The sequence below is a fragment of the Lentzea indica genome (genome assembly GCF_012184385.1).
GTDB lineage: Bacteria > Actinomycetota > Actinomycetes > Mycobacteriales > Pseudonocardiaceae > Lentzea > Lentzea indica.
Genome location: NZ_VSRL01000260.1, coordinates 1 through 12,121 on the forward strand (window position 1 = coordinate 1; position 12,121 = coordinate 12,121).

The 12,121-nt window shown below is 69.1% G+C and carries 11 protein-coding genes and 2 pseudogenes; 1 reads left to right on the forward strand and 12 read right to left on the reverse strand.

Features of this window, described 5'->3' with window-relative positions; all coding sequences use genetic code 11:
- The 7 genes and pseudogenes from FXN61_RS40430 to ftsH form a co-directional block, all read right to left on the reverse strand.
- Positions 1–1,338: DUF6779 domain-containing protein (locus FXN61_RS40430; RefSeq protein WP_376770802.1), on the reverse strand; the 1,338-nt coding region annotated here is incomplete at its 3' end.
- A gap of 50 nt (positions 1,339–1,388) precedes the next feature.
- Complete coding sequence (locus FXN61_RS40435; protein WP_167979165.1) at positions 1,389–1,841, reverse strand: DUF3180 domain-containing protein; 453 nt, start codon at positions 1,839–1,841, stop codon at positions 1,389–1,391.
- Positions 1,838–2,335, reverse strand: a complete 498-nt coding sequence (gene folK / locus FXN61_RS40440; protein ID WP_167979166.1) for a 2-amino-4-hydroxy-6-hydroxymethyldihydropteridine diphosphokinase — start codon at positions 2,333–2,335, stop codon at positions 1,838–1,840. Before folK ends, FXN61_RS40435 begins: the two co-directional genes overlap by 4 nt.
- Entirely contained in the window at positions 2,332–2,724 is a 393-nt protein-coding gene (gene folB, locus FXN61_RS40445) for a dihydroneopterin aldolase (RefSeq protein WP_167979167.1), read from the reverse strand. The genes folK and folB overlap by 4 nt, the downstream gene beginning before the upstream one ends.
- A pseudogene (gene folP / locus FXN61_RS40450) lies at positions 2,717–3,501 on the reverse strand (dihydropteroate synthase). The gene folB and the pseudogene folP overlap by 8 nt, the downstream one beginning before the upstream one ends.
- 32 nt (positions 3,502–3,533) lie before the next feature.
- Positions 3,534–4,181 carry a GTP cyclohydrolase I FolE gene (gene folE, locus FXN61_RS40455; protein ID WP_167979168.1) on the reverse strand — a complete coding sequence of 216 codons (648 nt, stop codon included), beginning with the start codon at positions 4,179–4,181 and terminating at the stop codon, positions 3,534–3,536.
- Entirely contained in the window at positions 4,178–6,376 is a 2,199-nt protein-coding gene (gene ftsH, locus FXN61_RS40460; protein WP_167979169.1) for an ATP-dependent zinc metalloprotease FtsH, read from the reverse strand. The genes folE and ftsH overlap by 4 nt, the downstream gene beginning before the upstream one ends.
- Positions 6,377–6,742: 366 nt before the next feature.
- On the opposite strand from ftsH, the gene FXN61_RS40465 reads away from it, so the two are divergent.
- Positions 6,743–8,401 carry a substrate-binding domain-containing protein gene (locus tag FXN61_RS40465; protein ID WP_312878374.1) on the forward strand — a complete coding sequence of 553 codons (1,659 nt, stop codon included), beginning with the start codon at positions 6,743–6,745 and terminating at the stop codon, positions 8,399–8,401.
- A 70-nt stretch (positions 8,402–8,471) separates the two neighbouring features.
- Here the strand turns inward: FXN61_RS40465 and hpt are convergent, their stop codons facing one another.
- From hpt to FXN61_RS55955, 5 genes and pseudogenes are all read right to left on the reverse strand, one after another.
- Positions 8,472–9,020, reverse strand: coding sequence for a hypoxanthine phosphoribosyltransferase (gene hpt / locus FXN61_RS40470; protein ID WP_030472607.1), 549 nt, complete (start codon positions 9,018–9,020; stop codon positions 8,472–8,474).
- 17 nt (positions 9,021–9,037) lie between these two features.
- Positions 9,038–9,970: a tRNA lysidine(34) synthetase TilS gene (tilS, locus tag FXN61_RS40475; protein ID WP_167979171.1), complete on the reverse strand. Its 933-nt coding sequence runs from the start codon at positions 9,968–9,970 to the stop codon at positions 9,038–9,040.
- Positions 9,946–10,989: an Rv3626c family coenzyme F420 biosynthesis-associated protein gene (locus tag FXN61_RS40480; RefSeq protein WP_167979172.1), complete on the reverse strand. Its 1,044-nt coding sequence runs from the start codon at positions 10,987–10,989 to the stop codon at positions 9,946–9,948. The genes tilS and FXN61_RS40480 overlap by 25 nt, the downstream gene beginning before the upstream one ends.
- A gap of 28 nt (positions 10,990–11,017) precedes the next feature.
- Positions 11,018–11,704: a D-alanyl-D-alanine carboxypeptidase/D-alanyl-D-alanine endopeptidase gene (gene dacB, locus FXN61_RS40485; RefSeq protein WP_312878376.1), complete on the reverse strand. Its 687-nt coding sequence runs from the start codon at positions 11,702–11,704 to the stop codon at positions 11,018–11,020.
- A pseudogene (locus tag FXN61_RS55955) lies at positions 11,690–12,064 on the reverse strand (D-alanyl-D-alanine carboxypeptidase); the annotation flags it as partial. The pseudogene FXN61_RS55955 and the gene dacB, both read right to left, overlap by 15 nt.
- Positions 12,065–12,121 lie beyond the last annotated feature (57 nt).

The following is a 12,121-nucleotide window of genomic DNA, read 5'->3' on the forward strand; positions in this document are numbered from 1 at the left end:
CTCGGCCACCCGGCGCCCCGACACCGGTACGTCGTCCGCCGCGGATCGCCGTCCGGTGGAGACCACGGGCAACCGGGCCGACGACTGGTCGGGAGCTCGCCGTCCCGCGGGCGGCAACGACACCAGCGAGTCCTCGGACGCGGAACGCCTGGCCGGCGGGTCGTCGGCACGCCTGCGGCCGCCGGAGCTGGAAGGGCTGTCCGGCTTCAACGTCTCCCAGGAACCGCTGTCCTGCGCGGGAGCAGGACGGTCATCGGCCCGCCGACGTCCGCCACCGGTCGCCTGCGTTCGTGACTCCAGCACCTTCGGGTCGATCATCTCGGTGCGCTCGGCGACGCGGGACCGCGGCTCTGGCTTGCGGGTCTCCACGGCCTTGGCGACCGCGGTGGGCGCCTTCGGGGGCTGCTCCGGCCGCGACAACGCGTCGGTGCGGTTCTGTTGCGGCCTGGGCACCCGCTCGGTTCGCTGGACCTGAGCCTGAACGGGCGGGGCCTTGACGGTCGGCGGTGGAACCTTCTGCGCCCCAGGAGGGGGAGGTGTCGCGGCACCGAGCCTCGCCGACACGGACGCGGCGGCGGGCCTGGGCTGCTGACGGATCGGCTCCTGCTTCGCGGCCTTCACGGGCTCGCGGCGCACCACCGCGGGCTGGGGTCGCGGCGAGTTCCTGGTCGGCTCCGGCCGCGTGGGCTCAGGCCTGGCTGGCTCACGACGCGGCGGCTGCACCTTGGCGTCGTGGGCGACGCGCTCGATCAGCTCGGTGCGCTCCGACGGCTTCTCCACCGAAGACGAAGTGGAGATCACGGGCTTGGCGTTGATGATGCGCTTCTCGGGGCCCGCGGTCAGGCGGGACGCGTCCGAGGCCAGGGAGCGCAGGCGGGTCGACTCCGCGCGCAACGCGACGCGTTCGACCAGCACGTCGCCGCCCAGCAGCGCCTGGAGGTTGTCGCGCAGGGCGTGCAGATCGGCGCGCAGGGCCTCGATGTCCGCGCGCGACTCTTCCTCGATGCGCTTGCGGGTCTCGGACTCGATCTCGAGCTCGTACTCGCGACGAGCAGCGACCTCGCGCTCCAGCTCCAGTTCGTAGACGGACTGGAGATCGGCCACCTCGTCGTCGCGCTCGGTGACCTGCTTGCGGTACTTGGCGGCGAGAAAGGCGCCCACCAGCGCCGCCCACAGCGCGGCCACCACGGCCAGGCGCAGCATGCGGGCGCTGTCGCTCGCCACGAGCACCGCCGCGGCCCCGAGGGCAAGCGTCAATGCCGCTACCAACAGCAATCGCCCGGAGCCACGACCGTGATCATTCTGCTCGTCGTCGGTCGACGCGCCTCGCCCGGTCATGGGGACTACGGTACCGCGTAGTTATGCGACTGAGACCTATGGCCGGGTATCTAATCCTTCCCGGGAGTCTCCGTCGGCGTCTTGCAGCAGTGTTCCAACCACAGCGCCGCAGCCGTCAAGGCCAGCGCCGAAATCACCCCGATCACGGCCGCCACCAGGTCCTTCGAGGCCGCAGGGAACGAGTCGCGCACCGGGATGACGTAGATCAGCAACCCGGTCCAGGCACCGAACATCAAAGCGCCCAACACCGACGACGCCTTCGCCAGCGCGACGGCACGGGCCGCGGTCAACGGCTGCACCGGACGCGCTCCCTGCCGTCGCTGGATCCTGGACCGCAACGAGAACGCGAGCACGACCTCCACGACCGCGATCACGAACAGCGTCGACCCGGCCAGCGCGGGCATGGGCGGCAACGAGTCGTACGCGAGCCGCAGCAGCAGATGGGCCAGCAGCCCGGCGATGATCGCGACGGCCGCCAGATCGCGGGGACGGGTGAACCTCACGAGTCCATCCAACCGGATTTCAGCTCGAGATCGTCGCGTCGCCGCACACCTTCAGCCGAGAACGGCAGAGCGGCAACAGGTCCGTGGCCCACGAGCACGGCGTCCGGCTCGACGTCGAGCCACGGGATGAGGACCGTTGCGCGCTCAAACGCCCCAGGATGCGGCAGAAGCAGCTCCGGGTGGTCCGAGGTCACCCCGTCCACCGAAACCACGTCCACGTCCAACGTGCGCGGTCCCCAGCGCTTCTCCCGCACGCGTCCGGCGGCGTTCTCCAGCGCCTGACCGCGTCGCAGCCAGCCCCACTCGTCGACGTCGTCCGAATCCACGATCACGATGGCGTTCAAGAAGTCCGGCTGGTCCTCCACGCCCCACGCCGCCGTTTCGTACACGGGCGACACGGCGACGACGTGCTCACGCAGTCCGTCCACGACGGACTGCAGGAACGCGAGACGGTCACCGAGGTTCGAGCCGATCGAGAGAACAGCGCGGGTCAACGGGCTTCCTTCGGCAGCGGCGCGGCCAGCCGTCGCGACCGACGGATCGTCACCGACACGTCGTCGAAGGTCAGCGGGATCGGCGCGGACGGCTTGTGCACCGTCACCTCGACCGCGTGCAGCCGTGAGTCCGTCATGGCCGCGTCGGCGATGCGGCCGGCCACCGTCTCGATGAGATCGCACGGTTCGCCACCGATGATCGCCGCTGCCATCTCGGCGAGCTCGCCGTAGTGGTAGGTCTCCTTGAGATCGTCCGTGCGGGACGCGGTGCTCAAGTCCAGCCACAGCGTGATGTCCACGACGAACTCCTGCCCGTCGCGCCGCTCGTGCTCGAAAACCCCGTGGTTGCCGCGGACCCGCAGGCCCGTCAACGCGATCCGGTCAGCCATGTCCCCGCCTCCACGCACCGGCGACGGCGACCGAGTCCAGCGTCCGGCCGACGTCGTGCACCCGCACACCCCACGCTCCGTTGAACGCGGCCAAAGCAGACACCGCCGCGGTCGCGTCTTCCCTGCCGTCCGGTGGACGATTGCCGAGCAACGTGCCGAGGAAGCGTTTGCGCGACGCTCCCACCAGCACCGGGAAGCCCAGCTCGACCAGCTCGTCCAGGCGCTGCAACAGCTCCCAGTTGTGGTCGCCGAGCTTCGCGAAGCCCAGACCGGGGTCGAGCACGATCGACGACTCCGCGACGCCAGCGGCCATCGCCGCCTCGACGCGCTCCAGCAACTCGGTGCGCACGTCCGTCACGACATCGTCGTACTGCGCGAGAGAGTCCATCTCCGTGCTGTGCCCACGCCAGTGCATCAACACGTACGGCACGCCGGCAGCAGCGACCACGGACGCCATCTCAGGATCCGCCAGGCCACCGGACACGTCGTTCACGATCGACGCGCCCGCCTCCAACGCGCCGACGCGACGGCGGCACGCATCGTGTCCACGCTGACCGGCACGCCCTCGGCGACCAATGCGCGGATCACCGGTACCACGCGCGCGATCTCCTCGGCGGGCTCGACACGGTCAGCGCCGGGCCTCGTCGACTCGCCGCCCACGTCGATCAGGTCGGCGCCGCGCTTGTGCATCTCGACGCCGTGCGTCACCGCGTCATGCCGGTCGAGGTAGCGGCCGCCGTCGGAGAACGAGTCGGGCGTCACGTTCAGCACGCCCATCACGACGCAACGGCCGGGCTTCGGCAGACCTGTCACCGGGTCCGGCCTCTGATGAGCTCGATGGCCTCCGCCCGTGAGGACGCGGACGTGCGCAGCAACCCGCGCACCGCGGAGGTCGTCGTCCGGGAACCGGGCTTGCGCACGCCGCGCATGCCCATGCACAGATGCTCGGCCTCGACGACCACGATCACGCCGCGCGGCTCCAGCCTGCGCACCAACGCGTCCGCGACCTGCGACGTCAGCCGTTCCTGCACCTGTGGTCGTTTCGAGTAGAGATCAACGAGCCTGGCGAGCTTCGACAGGCCTGTGACGCGGCCGTGCTCGTTCGGGATGTAGCCGACGTGCGCGACGCCGTGGAACGGCAGCAGGTGGTGCTCGCAAAAGCTGAACATCGGGATGTCGGTGACGAGGACGAGCTCCTCGTGGCTCTCGTCGAAAGTCTTCGCGAGCACGCTGTCCGCGTCGGTGTAGAGACCGGCGAACAACTCCCGGTAAGCCCGCGCCACCCGTGCGGGTGTCTCGCGCAGGCCTTCGCGCTCCGGATCCTCACCGCATGCGATCAACAGCTCGCGTACCGCTGCCTCCGCGCGCGTCTGGTCGAAGACCCGCCGTGCGGAGACGCCGGCCTCCCCGTTGCGGGTGAGGCCGGCGTCTCCGTCGAGCTGGTGGTGCTCGGTCACTGCCGCTCGTCCTGGTCTGGCTGCGGCTTCTTGGGCTCCCACACGTTGTGCGGCTTGCCGCCGGGCACTGTCGCCGGGGTCCATCCGGGCGGTGCGCCGTAGTTCGGCGGGCCCGACTGGTTCACCGGTTGTGCCTGGCCCTGGGCGGGCTGGTGCACACCGTTGGAACCGTTCGGCGACGGCAGTTCCTCGGTCGGCTCCACAGCAGCGGGCTCCGCCTGCTGCGGTTCGTCGTCGATGGTGTCCTCGACGACCGGCGGCCACGGCTCGCCGCGTTCCTTGGCGAGCTCGCCGGGGGTCTTGATCGGCGGGATGTCGGACGGCGTGCGGTCACCGAATTCGTTGAACTGGGTGATGCGCGGCCGCTTCTCGACGCGGGCGAAGATCCGCTCCAGTTCCTTCTGGTGCAGGGTCTCCTTCTCGATCAGCTCGAGCGTGAGGTCGTCGAGGACGTCGCGGTAGGTGACGAGCACCTCGTACGCCTCGGTGTGCGCCGCCTCGATGAGCTTGCGCACCTCCTCGTCGATCTCGTGCGCGACCTCGAGCGAGTAGTCCGCCTGACGGCCCGCCGAGCGGCCGAGGAACGGCTCGCCCTGCTCCTGGCCGTACTTCACCGCGCCGAGCTTCGCGCTCATGCCGTACTCGGTGACCATCGCGCGGGCGATCTTGGTCGCCTGCTCGATGTCGTTGGACGCGCCGGTCGTGGGCTCGTGGAAGACGAGCTCCTCGGCCGAACGGCCACCCAGTGCGAACACCAGTCGCGCGATCATCTCGGACCTGGTCATCAGGTCCTTGTCCTCTTCCGGCACCGAGAGGGTGTGACCACCCGTGCGGCCGCGGGCGAGGATCGTGACCTTGTAGACCGGGTCGATGTCCGGCATCGCCCACGCGGCCAGGGCGTGCCCGGCCTCGTGGTACGCGGTGATCTTCTTCTCCTTCTCGGAGATGATCCGGCTCTTGCGGGCAGGACCGCCGATCACGCGGTCCACCGACTCCTCGAGCGCGGCACCGTCGATGACGTGGCCGTTGTGGCGCGCGGTGAGCAGCGCTGCCTCGTTGATGACGTTCGCGAGGTCGGCGCCGGAGAACCCGACGGTGCGCTTCGCGAGACCGTCGAGGTCGGCGTCCGCGGCCAGCGGCTTGCCCTTCGAGTGCACCCGCAGGATCTGCTTGCGGCCCTTCAGGTCCGGTGCGGACACCGGGATCTGACGGTCGAAGCGGCCGGGACGCAGCAGGGCGGGGTCGAGGATGTCGGGACGGTTCGTCGCCGCGATCAGGATGATCCCGCCACGCGAGTCGAAGCCGTCCATCTCGACGAGCAGCTGGTTCAGCGTCTGCTCGCGCTCGTCGTGACCGCCGCCGAGACCGGCACCGCGGTGGCGGCCCACCGCGTCGATCTCGTCGACGAAGATGATGCACGGCGCGTTCTGCTTGGCCTGCTCGAACAGGTCGCGGACGCGGGAGGCACCGACACCGACGAACATCTCGACGAAGTCCGAACCGGAGATCGAGTAGAACGGCACGCCCGCCTCGCCGGCGACGGCGCGCGCGAGCAGCGTCTTACCGGTTCCCGGCGGGCCGTACAGCAGCACGCCCTTCGGGATCTTGGCGCCGAGCGCCTGGTAGCGGCCGGGGTTCTGGAGGAAGTCCTTGATCTCCTCGAGCTCCTCGACGGCCTCCTCGGCACCGGCGACGTCGGCGAACGTCGTCTTGGGCATGTCCTTGGACAACTGCTTGGCCTTGGACTTGCCGAAGTTCAGAACGCGGTTGCCGCCGCCCTGAGCGTTGTTCATCATCCACATGAGCAGCAGCAACAACAGGCCGAGCGGCACGAGGTAGATCAAGATCTGCATCAGGATGGACTCCTGGCTGACCTTGGTCTCGACGGTCGGCTTGTTCTTGGCCTCGTCGAGGACGGTGAAGATCTCGTCCGTCGAGCTGGCCGGGAACTGCGTGATCAGGCGGTTGCTGCCCTCGAAGGTCGTGCCGTCGGTGAGGGTGAGACGGAGACGCTGCTCCTTGTCCTCGATCGTGGCTTCCTTGACCTTGCCGTCCCGCACCTGTTGGAGCGCTTGGGACGTCTTGACCGGGTGGTAGCCCCGTGAGTCGTCGAAGAGCACGGTGAAGACGAAGTAGAGCAGCAACACCGCAGCGATCCACAGCAGCGGGTTGCGAAGCAGGCGCTTGCGGTCCATGCACTTACGGCCGGCGGGCGGCCTCGACCCTCCCTGACTTGCGCGTCGGGCAGTGGAAGACCCACATACCGCGTCCGACCAGCCTACCGCCCGCTGGTCGGGTACTGAGCAACCAACGGTCGGGGCCTCTTCCCGGTTCCCGCGGGTGACCCCCACCACGCATGTTCACGCTGTTCGGTTCATCCGGAACAAATACGGCCGTCCAGACGAGTGACGCAGGTCACGCCATCTCATTACGTTTGGGGGTCACATGTCATCCTCATTCGTCCCCCGAGTGTTCCCCCGCCACTCGAAAGAGTGAACACGTGACCGAAGGTAAGTAACTGTATGTCAGCACGTCACACGTCCCCCGGATTGTTCCGGCGGGTGGCTCTCCCCGTGGCCGCCCTGCTAGGAGTGGTCGCGGCGGCGGGCGTCACGGTCGTGGCACTGCGTGTCACCAGCGGCGCCGACTGCTCAGGCGCACTGCCGTTGAAGGTCGCCGTCACACCCGCCGCGTTAGATGTGGTGAACGCCGCTGCGCAGGAGTACCAGCGGTCACAACCCGTGGTGAACGGCCGGTGCGTTCAGGTCCAGGTCGAGTCGCGCAACGCGGCCGACGTGGCGAACGAGCTGCCCACCGCGCAGATCAACCCCCATTCGCTGTGGATCCCCGACTCCTCCATGTGGGCGGCCGAGGCCCAGCGCCAGGCCGCGGAGACCGGTCCGGAGGCTCCGAAACTGGACATCAAGCCCTCGCTGGCGTCCAGCCCGCTGGTGATGGCCGGTTCCGAGCAGGCCATGTCCAAGATCGGCTTCCCGGTCTCGCCCGTCTCCTGGTCCAGGGTCGTCGACCCGAAGGTCCAGGTGTCGATGAGCGACCCGACGATGACCTCGGAGGGCCTCGCCGCGCTGTTCGTGATCCGTACTTTGCTGGGCAACGCGGACGGAACGCCCAAGCCGGAGCTGGTCGGCACCCTGCTGCGCGTTGGCCGCAGCGCCGTGCCCTCGGTCCGCGACTCGTTCGGCAAGGTCACCACGGACGCGGACAAGGCACCGCTCTTCGCCGCCACCGAGCAGTCCGTCGTCGCCAACAACCGCTCGGTCAAGGACAACGCCGTCCTGGGCGCCCCGCCCAAGGAGGGCACGCTCTCCTTCGACTACCCGCTGGTCCGGGTCTCCCGCCCGAACGAGCAGGAGGGAATCGGCGAGGCCGCAGCGGAGTTCGAGAAGGTCCTGCGCTCCGCCGACACGTCCAAGCGCTTCGGCGAGGCGGGCTTCCGCACCGTTCAGGGCGCCGCACCCGCCAAGTGGACGACCGACGTCGAGGGCGTGCAGGCCGGCGACGTGAAGCTGATCGAGACCCCCGGCGCGGACCAGGTGTCCGAGCTGCTGCGCACGTGGGGCGCCATCAGCCTCGACATGCGCATGCTGACCGTCATCGACGTCTCCGGCTCGATGATCGAGAAGAGCGGAAACGGCAAGACGAGGGTCGCGTCCGCCACTGAGGCGTCCATGACCGCTCTGTCGATGCTGCCGGACACCACCGCGATCGGTCTTTGGGCGTTCTCGACGGACAAGAAGCCGCCGAACGACTGGATCGAGCTCGTCCCGATCGGTCCGCTCGGCGAGCCGTTGGCCGGCGTGACGCGGCGCAAGCGCCTGGAGGCCGGTGCGAGCCAGCTGCCGGGGCTCGTCGGCGGCGGCACGGCGTTGAACGACACGACGCTGGCGGCGTACCGGCACGTGCTGTCCGGTTACGACGCGTCGAAGGTCAACTCGGTCGTTCTGATGACCGACGGGCGCAACGACGACATCTCGTCGATCGACACGGCCGCGTTGATCGAGACGCTGAAGCGGGAGTCCGACCCCGCCAAGCCGGTGCCGATCATCATGGTCGGCCTCGGTGACGAGGTCGACATGGACGCTCTGCGCTCCATTTCCGCTGCTACCGGCGGCAAGGCGTACCAGGCGAAGAACCCGGAGGACATCCGCGGCGTGCTGCTGGACGCGGTGTCGCAGCGGCGGTGCCGTCCGAACTGCTGACCCTGATCAGATGAAAAACAGGGGCGCCGCAAACGACTGCGGCGCCCCCGTTCTCACGTCCGGGGAAAGCTCAGCTGGAGTAGACCTTCGGGTCCAGCGTGCCGATGTACGGCAGGTCCCGGTAGCGCTCCGCGTAGTCGAGGCCGTAGCCGACGACGAACTCGTTGGGAATGTCGAAACCGACGTACTTCACCGGCACCTCGACCTTCACCGCATCGGGTTTGCGCAGCAGCGTGCACACTTCGAGCGAGCGCGGCCTGCGTGACTGCAGGTTCTTGAGCAGCCACGACAGCGTGAGCCCTGAGTCGATGATGTCCTCGACGATCACCACGTTGCGGTCGGCGATGTCGCGGTCCAGGTCCTTCAGGATCCGCACCACGCCGGATGACGACGTGGAGGAGCCGTAGGACGAAACGGCCATGAACTCGAGCTGCACAGGAACGGGCAGCGCGCGGGCGAGGTCGGCCATGAACATCACAGCGCCCTTGAGGACGGTGATCAGCACGAGGTCGGAGTCACCTTCTGGGTGATCATCCGCGACCTGCTTGGCGAGTTCGGTGACCTTGTCGCTGATCTCCTGCTCTGTGATGAGCACGGATGCGATGTCGCCGTCGTACACGGACAGGTCCCCTCTGCTTAAGACTGTGGTTCCACAACGAGCCTGCCATGCGCACGCCGCACGACAAAGCCGCCAGGTAGCCAGACACCGCCCTGACCGCGCCATTCACTCACCAGTGCGTCAACACGACGCAGGTGCGAATCGGACAGTTCCGGCACGCCTTCATCGATGAGCCACGATCTGAGCACTCTGCGTCGCAGTGCGGCGGGCAACTCGGCGATGTCGTCGACGGCACAGCGGTCGCCGCTGAACGCCGAAGCCAGCGAGTCGAGTGCGTCACAGTCCTCACGCAGCTGGGCCGCCGTGCGCGCCAACGACGACGCGACGCCGCCCTGCAGCACCTCCTCCAGCAACGGCAGCACGTCGGTGCGCAAACGCACGCGTGTGAACGACGGGTCCAAGTTGTGCGGGTCCTCCCACACCTCGATGCCCTGCTCCACACATGCGGCACGTGTGACCGCCCGTGACACGCCGAGCAACGGACGCCCCCACGGCGGGTCGTACGAACGCATGCCCGCGATCGAGCGCGGACCGGACCCACGGCCCAGACCGAGCAGCACGGTCTCCGCCTGGTCGTCCAGCGTGTGGCCGAGCAGCACGACACCGGCGGCGGGTTTCAGTGCCGCGTAGCGAGCCTTTCGAGCCGCTGCTTCGGGTCCGCCGGGGCCTTCCACCTTCACGGTCTCCACGCGTGCCACGAGACCAAGCTCGGAACACTGCCGAGCCGCCCGCGACGCCACGTCGGCCGAACCGGGCTGGAGCTGGTGATCGACGATCACGGCGCAAGCACCGGGCACGAGCCGTGACACCGCCGCGGCCAGGGCAAGCGAGTCGGCGCCGCCCGAGACCGCGACGGTCACCGCGTCCGGGCGCACCTCGTCGAGGAACCTGCGGACCGCCGTCCTGATCTCGGAAACCGGGCCGTTCACGGTGACACGCGGCGCAGCCATGTCATCGGTTCGGCGATCTCCGCGCGGGTGGGCAGGGTGTCCGCGGACGTCCAGATCGCGTTGAACCCGTCCATGCCGACGCGTTCCACGACGTACTCGGTGAACTCGGCGCCTTCCTGGTACTGACGCACCTTCGCCTCGACGCCGAGCAGCGTGCGCAGGACGCGGTCGAGCAGTCCGCCGCCCTTGCGGCGCGCGGTGAAGCGGCTGCGGATCGTCGAGACGGACGGCACGACGGTGGGACCGACGGCGTCCATCACGTGATCCGCGTGGCCTTCGAGCAAAGTGGACAGTGCGATCAGCCGGTCCAGCACGGCTTTCTGCTGCGGTGACTGGATGAGCTCGATCAGCCCCATCGGGCCGTCGCCCGCGCGCAGCTTGTGCCGGAAGTCGCGGATCACCTCCGGCAGCGGCGCGCGGTCCTCGTCCATTGTGGAGAGAAGCGTGGTGACCTGGTCGGAGAAGTACTTCCGCAGCCACGGCACTCCGGTGAACTGCAGGCGGTGCGTGCACTCGTGCAGGCACACCCACATCCGGAAGTCGTCCGCGGGAACGTCCAGGGCCTGTTGCGCGCCAACGATGTTCGGCGCGACGAGCAGCAGGCGTCCCGCGAGTTGGTCGTTCGGGCTGAACGGGTCGTACTGACCGAGCACCCGCGAGGACAAGAACGCCATGACCACACCGGCCTGCACACCGGCCGTGCCCGCGAGGATGCTCGCCATCGCACCGGACTGGCGCGGCATGGCGGGCGCCGTCAGCGCGGCAAGGCCCTGTGCGGCGGCCCTGACCCACGCCGGTCGGTCCACGACCTCACCCGGCAGCAGCGGCAGCCCCTGGCCGAGGCCGGTCAGCTCACGGACGTGCACCTCCGCCTGCGGCGCCAGCTCGCGAAGCCTGCCGACGACGTGGTCCGCCTCGTCCTTCCCGATCACCGGGCCTGGTCGCACGAGCCGCACGGCGGTAGAAACCGCCAGCTCCCAGTCCACCGGGCCGAGCTCTGCCTCCGTCGCGCCGTTCACGCTTCCGACGCTACCTGCGCACGCCCCGCTACGAACAGCCACAACCCCGCAACGCAGCGGCCATCACGTCCAGTGCGGGCCGCACCTCGAGCTCCGCGTTGCGGTTGCTGGCCGACATGAACGCGAACACCAGCACTCGCCCGTCCACGTCGACGACCATCCCGGCGAGCGCGTTGACCCCGGTGAGCGTGCCGGTCTTGGCCCGCACCCAGCCCTTGCCGTCCGAGGCGTTCCCGCCGTAGCGACCGGCGAGGGTGCCGCTGCCGCCCGCCACCGGCAGTGCGGTCAGCAACGGACGGAGCTTCGCGGTGCGCGGGTCGTCCAGCGTGGGCTTGGCGGCCGCGGTGAGCACGTCGGTGAGCAGTTTGGCCGGGATCTTGTTGCTCGCGGAGAGCCCGCTGCCGTCAACGAAGCTCGCCCCGGTGAGGTCGAACCCGTTCTTGGTCAGCACGTCCCGGACGGCCTTGACCCCGCCCGCGAACGACGGCTCGTTGCCCGACTTGATCGCGATCTCACGGGCGATCGCCTCGGTGAGGACGTTGTCCGAGATCTGCATCATGTTGTCGACGAGCTGCTCGATCGGCGCCGACTTGACCTCGCCGAGCACCTGCGCGCCCTGCGGAGCGGTGCCGACGGTCGCGCCAGGAGCCCCGATGCGCTGAGCGAACGCCTCCGCCGCCGCCTGCCCCGGACTGCCGGTGCGCGCCCCGTTGATGTTCTTCGGGTCGACACGCCCGCCGTCGACCATGAACGGCACGATCGGCGCGACCGAGCCGCCACCGATGTCCGCCGACTCCCACTGCGGCCCGAGCGGCTCACCCGCGTACCGGCTCAGGTCGAAGAGGACCTTGGTGACCTCGCCCTTCTGCTTCACCTGGTTGACCAGGTCGTCGAGGGTCGCCGCGCCGGGGTAGACCGAGCTGCCGGGCGTGCCGGAGATCGTCGGGTCACCGCCACCGACGATCACCACGGTGCCGGGCTCCGCGCCCTGGACGACCTTGGTGGACAGCTGGTCGGTCTTCTCGAGGCTGAGCAGCGCCGCGGCCGCCGTGAGGACCTTGAGGCTCGACGCCGGGGTCGCGGGCTGGTGTCACCCTGCGTGCACCAGCACGGCGCCGTTGGCGGGGTGATG

Excerpts from the sequence above, each read along its gene's own strand:
- folB (WP_167979167.1), bottom strand. The coding sequence starts at position 2,724 with ATGGCTGACCGGATCGCGTTGACGGGCCTGCGGGTCCGCGGCAACCAC.
- ftsH (WP_167979169.1), bottom strand. The coding sequence starts at position 6,376 with ATGGACCGCAAGCGCCTGCTTCGCAACCCGCTGCTGTGGATCGCTGCG.
- tilS (WP_167979171.1), bottom strand. The coding sequence starts at position 9,970 with ATGGCTGCGCCGCGTGTCACCGTGAACGGCCCGGTTTCCGAGATCAGG.